Source organism: uncultured Streptomyces sp., from assembly GCF_947488945.1.
In the GTDB taxonomy this organism is placed as follows: domain Bacteria; phylum Actinomycetota; class Actinomycetes; order Streptomycetales; family Streptomycetaceae; genus Streptomyces.
This window is the reverse complement of record NZ_CANLBS010000007.1, coordinates 200,662-220,041: the sequence shown is the minus strand read 5'-3', so window position 1 is coordinate 220,041 and position 19,380 is coordinate 200,662. Positions and strand designations below refer to the sequence as shown.

At 74.3% G+C, this 19,380-nt stretch carries 19 protein-coding genes; 12 read left to right on the top strand and 7 right to left on the bottom strand.

Features of this window, described 5'->3' with window-relative positions:
• Positions 1-78: 78 nt before the first annotated feature.
• The 5 genes from Q0994_RS13805 to Q0994_RS13785 form a co-directional block, all read right to left on the bottom strand.
• Positions 79-579 (bottom strand): DUF4396 domain-containing protein, encoded by a 501-nt coding sequence (locus Q0994_RS13805; protein ID WP_299533764.1) that lies wholly within the window; start codon positions 577-579, stop codon positions 79-81.
• A gap of 98 nt (positions 580-677) precedes the next feature.
• Positions 678-1,064, bottom strand: coding sequence for a VOC family protein (locus Q0994_RS13800; RefSeq protein WP_299533762.1), 387 nt, complete (start codon positions 1,062-1,064; stop codon positions 678-680).
• 239 nt (positions 1,065-1,303) lie between these two features.
• Complete coding sequence (locus Q0994_RS13795; protein ID WP_299533760.1) at positions 1,304-2,518, bottom strand: lysophospholipid acyltransferase family protein; 1,215 nt, start codon at positions 2,516-2,518, stop codon at positions 1,304-1,306.
• On the bottom strand, positions 2,515-3,381 hold the full coding sequence (locus Q0994_RS13790; RefSeq protein WP_299533758.1) for a phosphatidate cytidylyltransferase: 867 nt from the start codon (positions 3,379-3,381) through the stop codon (positions 2,515-2,517). The genes Q0994_RS13795 and Q0994_RS13790 overlap by 4 nt, the downstream gene beginning before the upstream one ends.
• Positions 3,378-3,950 carry a CDP-alcohol phosphatidyltransferase family protein gene (locus Q0994_RS13785; protein WP_299533756.1) on the bottom strand — a complete coding sequence of 191 codons (573 nt, stop codon included), beginning with the start codon at positions 3,948-3,950 and terminating at the stop codon, positions 3,378-3,380. The genes Q0994_RS13790 and Q0994_RS13785 overlap by 4 nt, the downstream gene beginning before the upstream one ends.
• A gap of 220 nt (positions 3,951-4,170) precedes the next feature.
• Here Q0994_RS13785 and Q0994_RS13780 point away from each other — a divergent pair, with 220 nt between their 5' ends.
• Positions 4,171-4,719: a GNAT family N-acetyltransferase gene (locus Q0994_RS13780; RefSeq protein ID WP_299533754.1), complete on the top strand. Its 549-nt coding sequence runs from the start codon at positions 4,171-4,173 to the stop codon at positions 4,717-4,719.
• 51 nt (positions 4,720-4,770) lie between these two features.
• On the opposite strand, the gene Q0994_RS13775 is transcribed toward Q0994_RS13780, so the two are convergent.
• Entirely contained in the window at positions 4,771-5,310 is a 540-nt protein-coding gene (locus Q0994_RS13775) for an MSMEG_1061 family FMN-dependent PPOX-type flavoprotein (protein WP_299534167.1), read from the bottom strand.
• Between the two features lie 553 nt (positions 5,311-5,863).
• Between Q0994_RS13775 and Q0994_RS13770 the strand changes: the two genes are divergently transcribed.
• The 5 genes from Q0994_RS13770 (at position 5,864) to Q0994_RS13750 (ending at position 10,687) form a co-directional block, all read left to right on the top strand.
• Positions 5,864-6,853 (top strand): iron ABC transporter permease, encoded by a 990-nt coding sequence (locus Q0994_RS13770; protein ID WP_299534165.1) that lies wholly within the window; start codon positions 5,864-5,866, stop codon positions 6,851-6,853.
• 128 nt (positions 6,854-6,981) lie between these two features.
• Positions 6,982-7,959: an iron chelate uptake ABC transporter family permease subunit gene (locus tag Q0994_RS13765; protein WP_299534163.1), complete on the top strand. Its 978-nt coding sequence runs from the start codon at positions 6,982-6,984 to the stop codon at positions 7,957-7,959.
• A 160-nt stretch (positions 7,960-8,119) separates the two neighbouring features.
• Entirely contained in the window at positions 8,120-8,926 is an 807-nt protein-coding gene (locus tag Q0994_RS13760; RefSeq protein WP_299533752.1) for an ABC transporter ATP-binding protein, read from the top strand.
• A gap of 89 nt (positions 8,927-9,015) precedes the next feature.
• On the top strand, positions 9,016-10,059 hold the full coding sequence (locus Q0994_RS13755; protein WP_299534161.1) for an iron-siderophore ABC transporter substrate-binding protein: 1,044 nt from the start codon (positions 9,016-9,018) through the stop codon (positions 10,057-10,059).
• A gap of 496 nt (positions 10,060-10,555) precedes the next feature.
• Positions 10,556-10,687 (top strand): hypothetical protein, encoded by a 132-nt coding sequence (locus Q0994_RS13750; RefSeq protein ID WP_299533750.1) that lies wholly within the window; start codon positions 10,556-10,558, stop codon positions 10,685-10,687.
• Positions 10,688-10,752: 65 nt separating this feature from the next.
• On the opposite strand, the gene Q0994_RS13745 is transcribed toward Q0994_RS13750, so the two are convergent.
• Positions 10,753-12,324, bottom strand: a complete 1,572-nt coding sequence (locus tag Q0994_RS13745; protein WP_299533748.1) for a metallophosphoesterase family protein — start codon at positions 12,322-12,324, stop codon at positions 10,753-10,755.
• A 129-nt stretch (positions 12,325-12,453) separates the two neighbouring features.
• Here Q0994_RS13745 and Q0994_RS13740 point away from each other — a divergent pair, with 129 nt between their 5' ends.
• The 6 genes from Q0994_RS13740 to Q0994_RS13715 all read left to right on the top strand — a co-directional run bounded on the left by Q0994_RS13740 (position 12,454) and on the right by Q0994_RS13715 (position 19,104).
• Positions 12,454-13,494: a 3-isopropylmalate dehydrogenase gene (locus Q0994_RS13740; protein ID WP_299533746.1), complete on the top strand. Its 1,041-nt coding sequence runs from the start codon at positions 12,454-12,456 to the stop codon at positions 13,492-13,494.
• 250 nt (positions 13,495-13,744) lie between these two features.
• Entirely contained in the window at positions 13,745-14,836 is a 1,092-nt protein-coding gene (locus Q0994_RS13735) for a branched-chain amino acid aminotransferase (RefSeq protein ID WP_299533744.1), read from the top strand.
• Positions 14,837-14,983: 147 nt separating this feature from the next.
• Positions 14,984-15,400: a helix-turn-helix transcriptional regulator gene (locus Q0994_RS13730; protein ID WP_299533742.1), complete on the top strand. Its 417-nt coding sequence runs from the start codon at positions 14,984-14,986 to the stop codon at positions 15,398-15,400.
• Between the two features lie 269 nt (positions 15,401-15,669).
• On the top strand, positions 15,670-16,353 hold the full coding sequence (ureA, locus tag Q0994_RS13725) for an urease subunit gamma (protein ID WP_299533740.1): 684 nt from the start codon (positions 15,670-15,672) through the stop codon (positions 16,351-16,353).
• The gene (locus tag Q0994_RS13720; protein WP_299534159.1) at positions 16,353-18,035 is read left to right on the top strand and encodes an urease subunit alpha; all 1,683 of its coding nucleotides are present in this window, start codon (positions 16,353-16,355) and stop codon (positions 18,033-18,035) included. Before ureA ends, Q0994_RS13720 begins: the two co-directional genes overlap by 1 nt.
• Before the next feature lie 7 nt (positions 18,036-18,042).
• On the top strand, positions 18,043-19,104 hold the full coding sequence (locus tag Q0994_RS13715) for an agmatine/peptidylarginine deiminase (protein ID WP_299533738.1): 1,062 nt from the start codon (positions 18,043-18,045) through the stop codon (positions 19,102-19,104).
• Positions 19,105-19,380 lie beyond the last annotated feature (276 nt).

Here is a 19,380-nt window from a genome sequence, read left to right as displayed (position 1 = left end):
GAAACCCCGCCCCCGCCCGGCTCCCCCCAGCCGGCCGGGGGCGGTTTCGTCGCGCCGGGCGGTCCGGCCCGGTGCGGGTCAGTGGTGGGCGTGGGCGACGGCGTGGCCCTTGCCCCGGCCGATCATCCACTTGTTCACCGGGGTGGTGAGCAGGAAGGCCACCGCGAGGCCGCCGAGGAGCGTGGACCAGAACAGTCCGTCGGACAGGTGCGCGTCCATCGCGCCGGGCACGAGCGCGATGATGCCGTTGTCGACGAGCTCCATGACGGCGATGGAGACGGTGTCGGCGGCCAGTGCCACCTTGACGGCGGCCCGGAGGCTTAGCCCCGAGCGGCGGACGGCGAAGAGCGTGAACGCGTAGCCGAACAGGAAGGCCAGCACGATCGCCAGGGCCATCGTGGGCACGTTGCCCCACTTCAGCGCGGTGCCGACCGTCATGCCGAGGATCTCGCCCACCGCGCAGCCGGTCAGGCAGTGCAGCGTGGCGCGGGCCGCCGTGGACCAGGAGGCTCCGCCGGCGGGCGGGCCGTGGTGCGCGGCGTCGTGAGTGGTGCCGGTGTGGTGTGCGTGGTGGTTCATGACCGTCGTCCCCGTCTCCTCCGGTACGGCCCGTGCCGGGCCCGTGCCAAAGGGAATGCAGATACCCCCCTGGGGTATTTCCGCGTCTGCCTCCCGGCCTAGTCCGACTGCACGATCTGGATCAGGTTGCCGCAGGTGTCGTCCAGGACGGCGGTGGTCACCGGCCCCATGCGGACAGGCTCCTGGGTGAACCGGACCCCGAGGCCGCGCAGCCGGTCGCACTCCGCCCGCACGTCGTCCACGGCGAACGAGGTGGCCGGAATCCCGTCCGCGACCAGCGCCGTCTTGTACGGCTTGACGGCGGGGTGGCCGTCGGGCTCCAGCAGCAGTTCGGTCCCGTCGGGGTCCTCCGGCGAGACCACGGTCAGCCAGCGGTCCGCGCCGATGGGGACCTCGTGCTTCTTGGTGAAGCCGAGCACGTCCGTGTAGAAGCGCAGGGCCTTGTCCTGGTCGTCGACGAAGACGCTGGACAGATGGATCCTCATGGGGTGCTCCGGTGCGTCGGGCCTGGTCGTGGGTGCCCACACCCTAGGCAGGCGTCAGCCGCGCCTCAACCGGAACGCGCCGAACCGGAACGCGCGGACCCGGGGCACGGACCCGGGGACGCGCGGACGTGGGGACGGAGCCGATGCCGTACGCGCCGATCCCGTACGCGCCGGTCCCGTACGCGCCGACCCGGGGCGCGCTCGCCGTCCCGCCAGGCGTCAGCCGCCCCGGCATCCGCTCACCCCCACCCGCGCACGATCAGCGTCAGCCCCACCGCGAAGCCGCCGCCGAGCAGGACGAGGTAGCGGCCGTAGTGGCGGCGGTGGCGGCGCATGATCAGGCCGAGGGCGGCGAAACCCAGCCCCACCGTGAGCGTCCGCGCCCCGCGCGCCTTCGCGGACTGGACCAGCCACCGGACGGCGGGGACGCCGGCCCGGCCGGCCCCGGCCGCGTACACCTTGAACGGGACGCCGTTCCACGGCTGGTGGCGCACCGCGGCCGCGCCCTCCGCCGCCAGCGAGCGGCGCACCTCCGCGTGCATCCGGTCGGTGGTGAGCGGGGCGGGCACCTGCACGCCCGCGGCGGCCAGTTGCAGGGCGAGCAGGCCGCCCGCGAGGCTGCCCGCCAGGGCCGCCCCCGACATCCGTACCGCCGCCCGTGGCGCCGCCACGCAGACGGCGCCCAGGAGCAGTTCCGGCATCAGCGGCCAGCTCAGCGCCTCGGCCAGTGCCCAGCAGAAGGCGAGCGGCATCCCCCGGCGGGACACCGCGACCGCCGCCACCCGCCGCCGCGTCGCCGAGTCCGCGAGCGGCTCGGCCGCCGTACGCGCCTGGAGCGCCATCACCGCGTCCCGCGCCTGCCGAGGGGTCGTGCCGGCCGGCAGGGGCGCGCCGACGCTGACCCGGACCAGGGCGGAGCGCAGCCGCCCGTGCTTGGGCAGCAGCCGGTCGGTGCCCGCGATCGCGACCGGTACGACCGGGACGCCCGCCCGCTCCGCCAGCACCAGTGCGCCCCCGTGGAAGGCGCCGGGCGCACCGTCCGGACTCCGGGTGCCCTCCGGGAACAGCACGACCGCCCGCCCGGCCCGCAGCGCGTCGGCCGCGGCGAGCAGATCGGTCATGCCGCCGCCGTCCCGTCGCACCGGGAAGCCCGCCGCCAGCCGGCGGCAGATCCGGCGCCGCCAGGGCGAGGCGAACCAGTAGTCGGCGGCCGCGCCGATCGCGGGGGCGTGCCGGGAGTCGAGCGCGGCGAGCAGGGCGGCGGTGTCCGCGTGCGAGGAGTGGTTGGCGACGACGACGCACCCGCCCCCGGGCAGCCGGCCCCGCCGCTCGACGCCGCCGGTCAGGGTGAGCACGCCCCGCCACAGCGTTCGGCGCAGCGCCGCGGACCAGCGGCGGCCGGACGGGAAGGCGGGCCGCGCGGGTGCGGGGGAGGAAGGGGCCGTCGGGGTCATGCCGTCACCGTCACCGTCGTCAGGAGGAGCGCCACCAGCAGGGAATCGATCCGGTCGAGCAGGCCGCCGAAGCCGGGCAGCCAGCTCCCCGCATCCTTCACCCCGGACTCGCGCTTGACCATCGACTCGATCAGGTCGCCGAGGACGCAGCCGCCGGCCGCCGCCGCCCAGAGCCCCGCCTCGAACCGGCCGACCGCGAGCAGGGCCAGGGCCGTGGCGGCGACCGCGCCGAGGGCGCCGGCCCAGGTCTTGTGGGGGGAGAGCGCCGACAGCGGCCGGGCGGACGGACCCCGACGCCCCAGTCCCTTGCCCGCGCACCAGGCCCCGACGTCGCCGAGCGCCACCGCCAGGCCGACCGAGACGGCCGCCCCGTCCAGGGTGACGAGTCCGGTCAGCGCGACCGGGATCCAGAGCAGCCCGAAGACCGTCCGCGCGGCCCGCGTGAAGCCACCGGCCGCGTCGCCGCCGAGCACCGCCGGCAGCGCCGCCGCGATCAGCGAGGCCGCCGCGATCCGCGGGTCCAGCGCGCCGGGCGCCGCCGCGGCGAGCACCGGCAGCGCGACCGCCGCGACCGTCAGCACCGCCCGGTCGCCCGGCCGCAGGCCGGCCATCCGCGCGAACTCCCGTACCGCCACCAGGCCCAGTCCGGCGGCCAGCACCACCGGTCCGGCCGCCCCCAGCAGGTACGCGCCGAGGAAGAGCGGGGCCGCGGCGGCCCAAGTCCGCCAGCGCGCCCGCAGCTCCGTCCGCGCCCGCACCCGGGCCGGCAGCACCGCCACCGCGACCCCGCCCGCCGCCAGCGCCACGCCGACCAGCGGCAGCGCCGCCCGGACCGCCTCCGCACCCTCCACCGGCCCGCTCATGGAGCCGCCCTCCACAGCCGGACCAGCCGCAGTGCCGCGGTGGCCGCGCTGCCGGCGGCGACCGCCCACAGCGCCGGGACCGCCCAGCCCGTCGCGGCCGCCACGACCACCAGCAGGCACCGCTCGGTCTTGCCGACCGGGCCGCCGTTCAGCCGGGGTGCGCCCGCCGCCGCGCCCGCGAGCGACACCCAGGAGGGCAGCGTCGCGGCGAGGGCGGCCAGCAGCACCAGCCAGAGCGGGGCCAGGGCCAGGAATCCGGCCAGGGCGAGCAGATCGGCGGCCCGGTCACCGAGCTCGTTGAGGATCGCGCCGCGCCGGGTGGTGCGGCCGGTCTCCCGGGCGAGCGCCCCGTCGAGGTTGGCGAAGGCCAGCCGGCCGGCCAGCAGCACCGCCACCGGCAGGGCGGCGATCCCGGCGGGCAGCCAGGCCAGCGACGCGCCCGCGGCGGCCCCGCAGACCACACCGGCGGCCGTCAGGGCGTCCGGGGACACCGTGCGCCGCACCAGCGCGGCGCGGACGCCGGACAGGCGGTCCGCGTACCAGGGCTTGAGAGCGTAGAGGCCGTTCATACGGTCAACTCTCGTGCGACAGACGGCCTTTCGACACGGTCGAGCTACTCATCCGGCGCTGAGTACGCCGCCGGGGCGGTACCGGGCGATCCGTTCGCCGAACAGGCCGGTGGGGCGGCGCCGTTCGGCCGGGACACGCCGGGGGAGCGGGCGGGGTGGGAGCCGCGAGCCGGGACGGACGTTGCGCGCCGGAGCGTCGGCGTGCTGCAAGAGTGGTGCCATGGACGGGACTTCGCTGCGCACCGCGCACACCTACGAGTTGTCCCCGCAGGCGCGCACGGCGCTCCGGGCGCTGCTGGACACCGCCTTCGACGGGGAGTTCGACGACGAGGACTGGGACCACGGTCTCGGCGGCATCCACGCCTGGGCCGCCGACGCCTCGGGGCCGCTCGCCCATGGCAGCGTCGTCCAGCGCCGGGTCGCCCACCACGGCGTCTGGTACCGGGTGGGGTACGTCGAGGCGGTCGCCGTCCGCGCCGACCGCCGGCGCGAGGGGCTCGGCGGGCGGGTGATGGCGGCGCTGGAGCGGGTGATCGAACAGGCCTACGACTTCGGGGCCCTCGGCGCGACCGACGACGGGGCCGCGCTCTACCGGGCGCGGGGCTGGAGGCTGTGGGAGGGGCCCGCCTGGGCGTGCGGGCCGGGCGGCACCGGGCCGCTGTCCGACGACGAGCAGGGCTGCACCTACCTCTGGCCGACCGCCGCCCGCCCGCTTCCACAGCCCCCGGAGCCGCTGGTCTTCGACTGGCGCGGCGGGGACGTGCTCTGACGCGGGCCCCCGGCCCGCTTCCCGCGCCCCTCCCGCGCCCGCTTCCCGCGCTCAGTCCCGCGCCCGCCGGGCCTTCGGCGCCTTGGGCTCCACGCTCCAGCTCTCCGGCTGCCAGAGCCGCGAACGCGTCAGCGAGGCAGGGCAGTGCAGGAAGATCTCGTCGATCTCGACCACCAGCGCGAGCTTCGGGCGCTTCCCGGCCTCGGTCGCGAGGTCGGCGAAGAACGGGGCGTCCCGCAGCACCCTCGCCCGGCCGTTCACCCGGAGCACGGTCATGGCGCCGGGGATGAGGAAGAGCAGTCCGACGTGCGGGTTGCGCAGCACGTTGCGGAAGCTGTCCGAGCGGCGGTTGCCCGGCATGTCCGGCAGGACCAGGGTGCGTTCGTCGAGGACGTGGGCGAAACCGGGTGCGCCGCCGCGCGGCGAGGTGTCGCAGTTGCCCAGGTCGTCCGAGGTGGCGACCGCGCAGAACGGCGACTGCCGGATCAGGGCGACGTCGTCCTCGGTCAGGGTGGGATGCACCTTGTCGATGACGATCGGATGCGGTGTGCCGAGCAGTTCGGCGAACTCGTCGGCCGACCCGATCTCCACCCAGCCCTCGCGGGAGGCGGCGGCAGCGGCGGGAGCGGTGGCAGCCGTAGGAGCAGTGACGGCGCTGGGAGTGAGGGGGGTGGTCGGAGCGTCGACGGCGGCGGGAGCGCTGTGGGGCACGGTGTCTTCCTGGCGGGTTACCTGGTGGCACGTGCAACTGGACCCGGCAGGGGTCCACTCCACACGCGTGGGCGCGCACGGGCCGGTGGCGGAGCCGTGCGCCGCCACCCCGTCCGACGTCGCCGTCCACCGGCGGAGCGAAAGCTTCCGGCAGGGGCTGGTCGGAGGTGTGTACCCGCACACATCGGCTGTGCCCGTACATTCTTCCGATGTTAGGCTCACCTTACTTCACGTGTCTCCGGCGCCCCCGGCGGGCACCCCCTGCACGACCCCTGAGCACGTCCGCCCCGGCGATGTGCCGTGAGGAGCGAACGATGCCGGCAATCCCCCCGGCCGCCGAGCGAGGCGGCCGGTGACTTCTGTGCCCTCGGCCGTCCTCCCCCCGGCCCCGCGCGGGAAAGCCGCCGCCGTGCGCCCGCGGCGGTCCCGCCCGATGCTGGCCGGCGGCCTCGTGCTGGCGCTCGTCCTGCTGGTCGCGGCGACGCTGCTCAGCCTCGCCGTCGGATCGGGTCACGTGCCGCTCGGGGACGTCTGGCAGGGGCTGTTCGACCCCGACCGCACCGAGCGCACCCACCTGATCGTGCAGGAGGTGCGGGTGCCGCGTACGGTGGCCGGCCTGCTCGCCGGGGTCGCACTCGGGCTGGCCGGCGCGCTGATGCAGGGCGTCGCCCGCAACCCGCTGGCCGACCCCGGTCTGCTCGGCGTCAACGCGGGGGCCGGGGCCGCCGTGGTGCTCGCCATGAGCGTCTTCGGCCTGACCGCCCCCGGTGAGTACATCTGGTTCGGCTTCGGCGGCGCGCTGCTCGCCGCCGTCGCCGTCTACGCCATCGGCTCGCTCGGCCGCGAGGGCGCCACCCCCGTGAAGCTTGCGCTGTCCGGAGCGGCGGCCAGTGCCCTGCTCGGCTCGCTCACCACCGCCCTGCTCCTCACCGACAGCGAGACCTTCGACCGGTTCCGGTACTGGCGGGTCGGGTCGCTCGCGGGCCGGGACCCGGACGTGATCTGGCACGCGCTGCCGTTCATCGTCGCCGGGGCCGCTGTCGCCCTGCTGCTCGGGCCGCAGATGAACGCGCTCGCGCTCGGCGACGACGTGGCGCGCGGCCTCGGCCAGCGGGTGGGACTGGCACGGGCCGGGGCCGCCGCCGCCGTGGTGCTGCTGTGCGGCGCGGCCACCGCCCTCGCCGGGCCGATCGTCTTCGTGGGCCTGGTCGTCCCGCACACCGCCCGCATGATCACCGGGCCCGACTACCGCTGGATCCTCCCCTACAGTGCGGTGCTCGCCCCGCTGCTGCTGCTCGCCTCCGACATCGTGGGGCGGGTGGTGGCCCGGCCCGGCGAGGTGCAGGTGGGCATCGTCACCGCCGCCGTCGGCTGCGTGCCGTTCGTGCTGCTCGTCCGGCGCGGGAAGCTGGCGGAACTGTGACCACATCCCTCTGGAAGACCGTCGGCCCCGCCCGCGCGGGCGTACCGCGCGCCGGGGCGGCCGAGTCCGCGCGGACGCACGCCGTGCGCGAGGTGGTGCGCGCCCGCCGGGCGGGTCGCGCCCGCTACCTGCTGGTCTGTTCCCTCCTGGCCGCCGGCTCCGTCGCCGCGTTCTGCGTCTCGCTCGTGTACGGGGACATGCACGTGCCGCTCTCCGACGTCCTGTCGACCCTGGTCGGCCGGGGCGACACGGCGACCTGGTTCATCGTCGGCGAGCTGCGGCTGCCGCGTGCCCTGATCGCGGCCCTGGTCGGCCTCGCCTTCGGGACGTCCGGCGCGCTCTTCCAGAGCCTGCTGCGCAACCCGCTCGCCAGCCCCGACATCATCGGCATCAGCGCCGGCGCCTCCGCGGCGGCGGTGCTCGGCTCCACCCTCTTCGCCGCGAGCGGTCTGCTGCTGTCGGGCTGGGCGCTGGGCGGCGCTCTGGTCGCCGGGGCGCTGATCTACGGACTCGCCCGGCGGCGAGGGGTGACCGGGGCCCGGCTGGTGCTGGTCGGCGTCGGCGTGTCGGCCGGGCTGACCAGCCTGGTCTCGTACCTGATGACCCGCTCGCAGAACACCGAGGCGCAGGCCGCCCTGCTCTGGATGGCCGGCAGCCTCAACGGCCGCTCCTGGACCCATCTGTGGCCGCTGCTGTGGACGATGGTCGTGCTGGTGCCGCTGGTCGCCGTCGCCTCCCGGCAGCTCACCGTGCTCCAGCTCGGCCAGGACACCGCGGCCGGTCTCGGCGCGCGGGTGGAGCAGGGCCGGGTGCGGCTGCTGCTGCTCGCCGTGGCGCTCGCGGGCTGCGCGACCGCCGCGGTCGGCCCGGTCGGGTTCGTCGCCTTCGTCGCCGGCCCCGTCGCCCAGCGCCTCGCGCCCGGCCGGGGCGCCTCCCTGGCGGCCTCGGGGCTCACCGGCGCGCTGCTGGTGCTGGTCGCCGACTTCGCCGCTCAGCACGCCCTCGGCTCCACCCAGTTCCCGGTGGGCGTGGTGACCAGCGTGATCGGCGCCCCCTACCTGCTGTGGCTGCTGACCCGCACCAACCGGGCGGGGCAGGGCGGATGACCCGCCACACCCGCCACCCGGCGGCACCCCGTCACCACCGGCCGTGTACGCCCTCCGCGGTACCCCGCCACCGGCCGCGCACGCGCCCGGCCGCAGTCCGCCACCACCGGCCGCGCACGCGGCCCGACGACCGTCCGCGAACGCGGGAGAGGAGCGCCGCATGAGCGTGGAGCACAGCCTCGGGGCGCGCGACCTGCGCCTCGGCTACGGAGGCCGGGAGATCGTCTCCGGCCTCGACGTGGACGTCCCGCCCGGTCGGATCACCATGATCGTGGGCCCCAACGCCTGCGGGAAGTCGACCCTGCTGCGGTCCATGGCACGGCTGCTCACCCCCACGGGCGGAACAATTCTGCTGGACGGCCGGGACATCCGCTCCATGCCCACCAGGGAGGTGGCGGGCATCCTCGGCATCCTGCCGCAGACCCCCGTGGCCCCCGAGGGCATCACGGTCGCCGACCTGGTCGGCCGGGGGCGCTACCCGCGTCAGGGCTGGCTGCGCAAGTGGACCGCCGCCGACGACGAGGCGGTGGCCGAGGCACTGCTCGCCACCGACGTGCTGGAGCTGGCGGCCCGCCCGGTCGACGAACTCTCCGGCGGTCAGCGGCAGCGCGTCTGGATCGCGATGGCACTGGCCCAGCACACCGACGTGCTGCTGCTGGACGAGCCGACGACCTATCTCGACATCAGCCACCAGCTCGACGTGCTGGACCTGCTGACCGACCTCAACCGGGAGCGCGGCACGACGCTGGTCGCCGTGCTGCACGACCTCAACCTCGCGTGCCGGTACGCCGACCACCTGGTGGCGATGAAGGCCGGCGCGATCGTCGCGGAGGGCCGGCCGGCCGAGGTGGTGACCGAGGAACTCGTCACCGAGGTCTTCGGGATGCGGTGTTCGGTGGTGCCCGACCCCGCGTCCGGCACCCCGATGATCGTCCCGATGGGCCGTCACCACGTGGCAGAAATCTGAACGGGCAGGCATCCCGGCGCGCGGCAGAAGAGACTTTCGACCCATCTCGGCACTCTTACGCACAACTACCTGAAGGTATGAAAATCGTGATACTCCGTCACTCGTTCGCGGGCCGTTCCGGCTCCGCCCGTCGCACCCGCCGTTCGCTCGGGCTGCTCTCGCTGCCGCTGGCCGCCGTCCTCGTCGGCGTCACCGGCTGCGGCTCCGACGACGACGGCGGTGACGCCGGCGCGAGCGCGGCGTCGACCGCCTCCTCGGGCGCCTTCCCGGTCTCGGTCGACACCAAGTTCGGCGCGATCGAGGTCGACGAGAAGCCCCAGCGGGTCGTCGCCCTCGGCTGGGGCGACGCGGAGACGGCGCTCGCGCTCGGCGTGCAGCCGGTGGGTCAGAGCGACTGGCTCGCCTTCGGCGGCGACGGGGTCGGCCCGTGGGCGAAGGACCGCTACGACAAGAGCCCGCAGTCCATCGGCACCATGGAGCCGGAGTACGAGAAGATCGCGGCGCTCAAGCCCGACCTGATCCTGGACACCAAGTCCAGCGGCGACCGGACCCGCTACGACACCCTCAGCAAGATCGCGCCCACCATCGGTGTCCCGAAGGGCGGCGACCAGTACATGATCTCGTGGGAGAAGCAGACCGCGATGATCGCCCAGGCCCTGGGCAAGAAGGCCGAGGGCGCGAAGCTCGTCGACGGCATCGAGGACCAGTTCGCCGCGGCGCGCGAGGCGCACCCGGAGTTCAAGGGGAAGACCGTCACCCTCGCCTCCAAGACCGCCAACGACTGGGGCGCGTACGTCGGCGGCACCGGCCGGGTCAACTTCGTGGAGCGTCTCGGCTTCACGAACAACCCGGTCATCGAGAAGCAGGCGGACGGCGGCTTCTCGGTCACCGTCTCCGAGGAGAACCTCGACCAGTTCGACGCCGACCTGCTGGTGACGGCCCCGATCGGCGTCACGGCCGACTCGGTGAAGTCCAACGCGCTGTTCAAGAAGATCCCGGCGGTCGCCGGGGGCCACGCGGTGGTCTTCGACGACAAGGGTCTCTCGCAGGCGTTCGCGACCGACTCGGTGCTCTCGGTGTCGTACGCCATCGACCACGTGGTCCCGGTCTTCGCGGAGCACGTCAAGAAGTAGCCGCGCTCCACGCGCACCTCGCACGGGCCCCCGGGAACGCCTTCCGGGGGCCCGTCCGCGTTCCCGACCCCGGGGCCGGGCGCAGAGCCGGTGACCGCGCCGGACGCGAGCGCCGACTGGGCGGCCGGTGGCCGTGCGGAGGGAGGTGTCCGCAGTCCTGAGCCCCCTCCGGCCGGGGAAGAACCCCTTCCGTACCGTCACCGGCCACCGAGCAGGCGGTGACCGGTCGTCTCAGATAGTAGGAAGTCCGAGTAACTGTGGAGACACCTGGGCTCCGCTGTCCTAACTTTGTAGGAGCCGAACGATGCGCCGAACCGGCGACACGAGGCCGCGAGCCGTCACGCCCCGAAGCAGGCAACCCCTGCGGCGCCGGCTCCCCGCCCCTTCCGGCATCCCCCACCCGGGCCCCGGTCCACGAGAGCGCGCAGGAGACATCCCGCGCGCCGACGGCCGGGCCGCCCTTCCGGAGCTCACGCGATCAAGGAGTCGATCCCCCATGGCCGAGACGACTGTCCGCCGCCGCGTCCGTCACACCCCCCGCCCCACCGATGCCGAGCGCGCGAACGCCGCCGCCGCTCTCCAGCGCGCCCTCGACCGCCGGGACAACGGCGGTTCCACCGGTCACTGAGCCCGCACGGGCCGCCGCCCGGCGGCGGCCCCGGTCGCCGGACCGGGGCGTGCCGCCGGTCCGCCTCAGCCCCGGGCGATCTCGAAGTGGTCGACGCGCTCTCCCGACTCGGCGAGCGCGGTGACCTTCATCCGGGGGTTGCGCCCGCTCTCCACCTCCACCGCGAGGAACGAGAAGCCGGTGTAGCGCACCCGCGACCACTCCACGGTCTCCACGGCCCTCGTGCCGCCCTTGGCCACGTGATAGGTGGTCACGCTCTCCCGGTCGGCCACCGCGCCCTCGTAGCTGTCCGGCGCCGGGAAGTCGTACAGCGCCTTGCCCGCGCCGCCCGCCGTGACGTAGACGATGCCGTCGCGCGTCGGGTCGGTGCGCTCGCCGATCGGCACCCGGCGCTTCACCGCGTTGCGCCAGATGGCGTCGGTGCGCTCGTAGACGTGGTTGTGACCGTTGATCACCATATCCACCCGGTGCTTCTCGAAGAGCGGCACCCAGGCGTCGCGGACCCCGCCGTCCGAGGCGTGCGCGTTGGTGGTGGAGAACGCGCAGTGGTGGAAGAAGACGACGAGGAAGTCGATCCCGTCGCGCGCCCGCAGTTCGCCGAGCCGCCGGTCCAGCCACGCGGTCTGCCGGCCGCCGCTGATCCCGAAGTTGGCCGGGATCTCGTACGACACGTCGTTGGCGTCCAGCGCGATCACCCCGACGTTGCCGTACGTGAACGAGTAGGCGCCGGGCAGTCCCACTGGGTCGGGGCCGTTGTCCGGCAGGGTCCAGCGGGCGTTCTGGCCGCCGTAGCCGTCGGGGGAGTACCAGGCCTCCATGTCGTGGTTGCCGGTGGTCACCATCCACGGCACCGTCTTCGCCACCGACTCCGTCTGCGCCAGGAACTGGTCCCAGGTCCGGGCGTCGTAGGCGTCGGTGGACTGGCCCGAGCCCGACGGGTCGGCGTAGCAGATGTCGCCGGCGTGCAGGTGGAAGGCCGGATTCTGGCCGAGGATCAGCTGGTCGTTGCCGAGGGCGTGGTAGCTGACGCCCTGGTCGCCGAAGGCGGTGAAGGTGAACGTGCCGGCCCGCGCGGGCGCGGTGGTGAAGGTGCCGAGCGTGCCGAGGTTGCGGGCGTCCGCCGGGTCGAAGCCGTCGTGCCCGACGCCGTAGTAGTAGGTGGTGCCGGGGTGCAGCCGGTCCAGCGCGGCGTGCAGGTAGAACTGCTCGGCCGCGGCGATCTTGCCGCCGTTCAGCACCGGGGTGGTGAGGTGGCGCACCTCGGCGTCGATCTTGCGGCTCAGCGCCCAGGGCTGCGAGCCGATCCGGATGTACGGCCGCCGCACGGCGAACGGCACCTGCCAGGAGACCCGCATCTGGGTGGTCGGCTCGGCGCCGAAGGCGAGGTGGCGGCCGAACGGGGCGGCCAGTGAGCCGTCCACCCGCGTGCCGGCGCGGCTCAGCAGGGTGGCCGGGGCGGGGGCGGCCTGGGCGGGTGCCGCCGCGAGCCCGGCGGAGAGGCCGGCGACGGCGGCGGTGGCCGCACCGGCGCGCAGAGCGCCGCGGCGGGTCAGGCGGGTGCGCAGGTAGTCGTGCTGCTCGGCCATGCTCATGCGGTCGGCGAGCTTCTCGGGGATTCCGAAGCGGGGGATGTCCATGTCCAGAACATCCACCGGCAGCCCTACGGATCACCCACCGATAGGTGAACGGTACACGTACAGCGGGTCATGTGTCCGTATGGCGGACAAGGGATGTCATGGGATGGGACGCGGGGCTAGGGTGCGGACATGTCTCGCAGCATCGATCTCGCAGTGATCCCCGGTGACGGTATCGGCCGGGAAGTGGTGGCCCAGGGCCTGAAGGTCCTCAACGCCGTGCTTCCGCAGGACGTGAAGCTGGAGACCGAGGAGTACGACCTTGGCGCCCAGCGCTGGCACCGTACCGGTGAAACCCTCCCGGACGCGGAGCTGGAGGCCCTCAAGGGCCACGACGCCATCCTCCTCGGCGCCATCGGCGACCCGTCCGTGCCCTCCGGCGTCCTGGAGCGGGGGCTGCTGCTGAAGCTGCGCTTCGCCTTCGACCACTTCATCAACCTGCGGCCGTCGAAGCTCTTCCCGAACACGGCGACCCCGCTGGCCGGGCGTCCGGACATCGACTTCGTCGTCGTCCGCGAGGGCACCGAGGGCCCGTACACCGGCAACGGCGGCTCGCTGCGCACCGGCACCCCGGCCGAGATCGCCACCGAGGTGAGCGTCAACACCGCGTACGGCGTCGAGCGGGTCGTCCGGGACGCCTTCGAGCGCGCCGCCGCCCGCCCGCGCAAGAAGCTGACGCTGGTCCACAAGAACAACGTCCTGGTCTACGCCGGCCACCTGTGGAAGAACACCTTCGACAAGGTCGCCGCCGAGTACCCGCAGGTCACCACCGACTACCTGCACGTCGACGCCGCGACGATCTTCTTCGTCACCCAGCCCGAGCGCTTCGACGTCATCGTCACCGACAACCTCTTCGGTGACATCCTGACCGACCTCGCCGCCGCCGTCACCGGCGGGATCGGCCTGGCCGCGTCCGGCAACATCAACCCCACCGGCGCCTTCCCGTCGATGTTCGAGCCGGTCCACGGCTCGGCCCCCGACATCGCCGGCCAGGGCAAGGCCGACCCCACGGCCACGATCCTCTCCGTCGCCCTCCTGCTGCGTCACCTCGGCCACGAGTCCGAGGCCGCCCGCATCGAGGACGCCGTCTCCGCCGACCTCGCGGAGCGCGACGGAACGGCCCGCACCACCGAGCAGATCGGCGACGCGCTCGCGGTACGCGTAGCGGGCTGATCCGACGACTCCACTTCGAAGCCGCCGGGTCGCACACGCACCCGGCGGCTTCTCCTGTGCGGCTCCGGGTGCCACCATCGAATCCAGGACCGCGCGCACGCCATTTCGTACACGGCTCCCCACGGGCGATAATCGAACGTGGGACCCCTTTCGCGGTAATGCTCGGACGTCCTCGTACCACCGGTGAAGACCGGGGGTACCGGGCGTGAGCGTGGTCCCTCACACACGAGAACGGTGAAGGACAGCATTCATGACGACGCCCACGATCGAGCTCAAGCCCTCCTCCAGCCCGCTGTCCGACGCGGAGCGCGAGACGATGTTGGCCAACCCCGGGTTCGGCCGTCACTTCACCGATCACATGGTGACCATCCGCTGGACCGAGGGCCGCGGCTGGCACGACGGCCAGCTCGTCCCCTACGCCCCGCTGTCGCTCGACCCCGCGACCATGGTCCTGCACTACGCGCAGGAGATCTTCGAGGGGCTGAAGGCGTACCGCCAGCCCGACGGCTCGGTCGCCACCTTCCGCCCCGAGGCCAACGCCCTGCGCTTCCAGCGCTCCGCCCACCGCATCGGCATGCCCGAGCTGCCCGTCGAGACCTTCATCGAGGCGTGCGACCTGCTGGTCCAGCAGGACAAGTCCTGGGTCCCGGCGCACGGCGGCGAGGAATCCCTCTACCTGCGCCCCTTCATGATCGCGACCGAGGTCGGGCTGGGCGTCAAGCCCGCCAACGAGTACCTCTTCCTGGTCATCGCCTCCCCGGCCGGCGCCTACTTCCCCGGTGGCGTGAAGCCCGTCTCCATCTGGCTCTCCGAGGACCGCGTCCGCGCCGTCCCCGGCGGCGTGGGCGACGCCAAGACCGGCGGCAACTACGCCGCGTCGCTGCTGGCCCAGGCCGAGGCGAGCGCCAAGGGCTGTGACCAGGTCGCCTACCTCGACGCCGTCGAGCACAAGTGGGTCGAGGAACTCGGCGGCATGAACCTGTACTTCGTCTACGAGGACCGGATCGTCACCCCGGCCCTCACCGGTTCGCTGCTGGCCGGCGTCACCCGCGACTCGCTGCTCACCGTCGCCCGTGACCTCGGATACGCCTCCGAGGAAGGGCGCGTCTCCATCGACCAGTGGCGCGAGGACACCGCGAGCGGCGCGCTCAAGGAGGTCTTCGCCTGCGGCACCGCAGCCGTCATCACCCCCGTCGGCACGGTGAAGTCCGCGGGCGGCGAGTGGCTCCAGGGCGACGGCACGCCCGGCGAGGTCACCCTCAAGCTGCGCGAGCGGCTGCTGAACATCCAGCGCGGTACCGCCGAGGACACCCACGGCTGGATGCACCCACTGGGCGGCTGACCCCCGCAGGGTCCCGCCGCGACCGGACCCGCACCCGCCCGAGGCCGCCCCCGACCGGGGCGGCCTCCGGCGTCTTCGCCGCGCGCCGGCCGGCCGGTCCCGGCGGACCCGGGGACGGGCCCGCCGTCCCCGTGGCAGGCTGGGTCCATGAACCTGGAGGACCTGGTACGGCTGCGGCGCGCCCGGGACACGATGGACCGCGACCACGCGCAGCCGCTGAACGTCCCGGCCCTCGCGCAGGCCGCGCTGATGTCGCCGGGCCACTTCTCCCGCAGCTTCCGCGCCGCCTTCGGGGAGACCCCGTACAGCTATCTCATGACGCGCCGCATCGAGCGCGCCAAGGCGCTGCTGCGGCGGGGGGACATGAGCGTCACGGACGTCTGTTTCGCGGTCGGCTGCACCTCGCTCGGCACGTTCAGCACCCGCTTCACCGAGTTGGTCGGGGAGAGCCCCAGCGCCTACCGGGCCCGCGAGCACGAGGACGGCGCGGCGGTCCCGGCGTGCCTCGCCAAGATCCACACCCGGCCGCTCCGGTCGAAGGGCACGGACGCGGCGGGCTCGTAGCGGCCGGGCCGCAAGCCGCTGCGGCTTGCGGCCCGGCCGTTCCGGCCGCTCCGGCGGGCCGCCGAGACCGGCCCGGCAGCCTCGACCGCCCAGGCCGCCGAGGCCGGCCCGATCGTCCAGGCCGCCCCGCGCGGCACGCCCCCGCAGCCCCGCACGGGTTCGTGGTCCGGCCCCGCCCCGCTTCCCTCCGCCCCGCCGCCCACCCGCGTTTCCGCCGTCCGCCCGGCCCCGGTTAGAGTGGCGCTCTAACCATGGAGGTGTGCGCGACCGTGCGACTGACCCCGACCGAACGCGACCGGCTGCTGCTCTTCGGCGCCGCCGAGCTCGCGCGGGCGCGACGGGCCCGCGGGCTCCGGCTCAACGTCCCCGAGGCCACCGCGCTGATCGCCGACACCGTGTGCGAGGCGGCCCGCGACGGGCGCCGGCTGGCCGAGGCCATCGAGGCGGCCCGCACGGTCCTCGGTCCCGAGGACGTGCTGCCGGGGGTGGCCGACATCGTCACCGAGGTGCACGTGGAGGCCGTCTTCGACGACGGCTCCCGGCTCGCCGTCGTCTCCCACCCGCTGGCGGGCGGCCTCGGCGACGACGCGCCCGGCGCCCTGCTGCCCGCGCCCGCCGACCCGGACCCCGCACCCTCCGTACGGATCACCGTGCGCAACACCGCGACCGTCCCGGTGAGCGTGACCTCGCACTTCCACTTCTTCGAGGCCAACCCCCGGCTCGACTTCGACCGGAGCGCCGCCTACGGGATGCGGCTGCTGGTGCCCGCCGGGGCCTCGGTCCGCTTCGGCCCCGGCGAACACGTCGAGGTCGGCCTGGTGCCCGTCGGCGGCGACCGGATCGCCATCGGCTTCGCCGGGCTGGTCGACGGGCCGCTGGACGCGCCCGGAGCGAAGGAAGAGGCGCTGCGCCGCGCGGCCGCCTGCGGATACCTCGGGGCGGAGGAGAAATGATGGACCCCCACGCGTACGCGTCCGTGCACGGCCCGCGGGCCGGCGACCGCATCCGGCTCGGCGACTCCGGGCTGACCGTCCGGGTCGAGTCCGACTCCCAGAAGCCGGGGGAGGAGTTCCTGGCCGGCTTCGGCAAGACCGCCCGCGACGGGCTGCACCTCAAGGCCGCCGCCGTCCGCGACACCTGCGACGTGGTGATCAGCAACGTCCTGGTCATCGACGCGGTGCTCGGCATCCGCAAGGTCTCCGTCGGCATCCGGGAGGGCCGCGTCCACGCGATCGGCCGGGCCGGGAACCCGGACACCCTCGACGGGGTGGACGTCGTCGTCGGCACCGGCACCACCATCGTCTCCGGCGAGGGCATGATCGCCACCGCCGGCGCCGTCGACCCGCACGTCCACCTGCTGTCGCCGCGGATCATGGAGGCGTCCCTCGCCTCCGGCGTCACCACGATCATCGGCCAGGAGTTCGGCCCGGTCTGGGGTGTCGGCGTCAACTCGCCCTGGGCGCTGCGCCACGCCTTCAACGCCTTCGACGCCTGGCCGGTCAACATCGGCTTCCTGGCCCGCGGCTCGTCCTCCCACCCGGCGCCTCTGGTGGAGGCGCTGGCCGAGGGCGGGGCCTGCGGGTTCAAGGTCCACGAGGACATGGGCGCCCACACCCGGGCGCTGGACACCGCGCTGCGGGTCGCCGAGGACCACGACGTCCAGGTCGCCCTGCACAGCGACGGCCTCAACGAGTGCCTCTCGGTCGAGGACACCCTGCGGGTCCTGGAGGGCCGCACGATCCACGCCTTCCACATCGAGGGCTGCGGCGGCGGGCACGTCCCCAACGTGCTGAAGATGGCGGGCGTCCCGAACGTCATCGGGTCCTCCACCAACCCCACGCTGCCCTTCGGCCGGGACGCGGTCGCCGAGCACTACGGCATGATCGTCTCCGTCCACGACCTCAAGACCGACCTGCCGGGCGACGCCGCGATGGCCCGCGACCGCATCCGGGCCGGGACGATGGGCGCCGAGGACGTGCTCCACGACCTGGGGGCCATCGGCATCACCTCGTCCGACGCCCAGGGCATGGGCCGCGCAGGCGAGACGGTCCGGCGCACCTTCGCGATGGCCGCGAAGATGAAGGCCGAGCTGGGCCCGATGGAGGGCGACGGACCGGCCGACGACAACGCCCGCGTGCTCCGCTACATGGCGAAGCTCACCATCAACCCGGCCATCGCGCACGGCATCTCCCACGAGGTCGGCTCCATCGAGCCCGGCAAGCTCGCCGACATCGTGCTCTGGCGGCCGGAGTTCTTCGGTGCCAAGCCGCAGCTCGTGCTGAAGTCGGGCTTCCCCGCGTACGGCGTCACCGGCGACCCCAACGCCGCCACCGACACCTGCGAACCGCTGGTGCTCGGAACGCAGTTCGGCGCGCACGGGGCCGCCCCCGCCGACCTGTCGGTGGCGTTCGTCGCCGAGGCCGCCACCCAGCTCGGCGCCGACGCCCTGCCCACCCGCCGCCGCCGCGTCGCGGTGCGCGGCACCCGCGGCATCGGCCCCGCCGACCTGCTGCGCAACTCCCGTACGGGACAGGTGGACGTGGACGGCGACAGCGGCCTGGTCACCCTGGACGGCGAACCGCTGCGCTCCGAACCGGCCGAGTCCGTCTCCCTCAACCGCCTCTACTTCCTCTAGGACCGCGATGACCGCCGAACAGACCCCGCAGCCCGCTCCGGCCACCGGATCCGCGCCCGCGTTCCGGATGCCGCCCGAGTGGGCCCCGCACGCGCGCACCTGGATGGCGTGGCCCGGCCCGAACCCCACCTTCGCCACGGACGCCGCACTGGACGCCGCCCGCCGCGCCTGGGCGGACGTCGCCCACGCGGTCCGCCGTCACGAACCCGTCACCATGGTGGTCGGCCCCGGCCAGCAGGACCACGCCGCGGCGCTGCTCGGGCCCGACGTCGACCTCGTGGTGCGCCCGCTGGACGACGCCTGGATGCGCGACATCGGGCCCACCTTCGTCAGCGACGGCGAGCGACTGGCCGCCGTGGACTGGACGTTCAACGGCTGGGGCGCCCAGGGCTGGGCGCGCTGGGAGCACGACCAGCACGTCGCCCGCGCAGTCGCCGAGGCCGCCGGGGTGCCCGCCCTCTCCTCCCCGCTCGTCAACGAGGGCGGCGGCCTGCACGTCGACGGCGAGGGCACCGTCCTGCTCACCGAGACCGTCCAGCTCGGCGAGGAACGCAACCCGGACTGGACCCGCGAACAGGTCGAGGCGGAGGTGCACGCCCGGCTCGGCACCAGCAAGGCGATCTGGCTGCCGCGCGGGCTGACCGCCGACTACGGCGAGTTCGGCACGCTGGGGCACGTGGACATCGTCGCCGCGTTCGTCCGGCCCGGCACCGTCGTCGCCCACGTCCAGCCCGACCCCGCCCACCCCGACCACGAGGTCACCCGCGAGACCGTGCGGCTGCTGCGCGCGGCCACCGACGCGGCCGGCCGGCCGCTGGAGGTCGTGGAGATCCCCGCCCCGACGGTGACCCGGGTCGACGGCGAGTGGGCCGAGTACTCCTACATCAACCACTACCTCTGCAACGGCGGCGTCGTGCTGTGCGCCTTCGACGACCCGCGCGACGAGGAGGCCGCCGCCCTCTTCCGCGGCCTCTTCCCGGACCGCGAGGTGACCCTGGTGGACGCCCGCACCATCTTCGCGGCGGGCGGCGGCATCCACTGCATCACCCAGCAGCAGCCGGCGGTCTGAGCGCGGCAAGGGTACGGCCGACGGCCTCATGGACGCGGTGAAGGCGGCGGCCGTGGACGCGCGGTGTTCGCGCGTCGAGTGGACGGCCGACACCACCGGGGGTCCCCTGCCGCCTTCCCGGCGGAAGCGCGAGTCGCCCCCACGTTCCGACCCGCGCCGCCCGCCCCAGGGCCCCGCACCGCCCGTCCGCCCACCGCGCGCCCCCGCGGTGCGTGTCCTAGCGTGGAGAGGGCAGGGGGCCTGGTACGAGTCGGTCGTGGACGCGGCCGGCCGAGG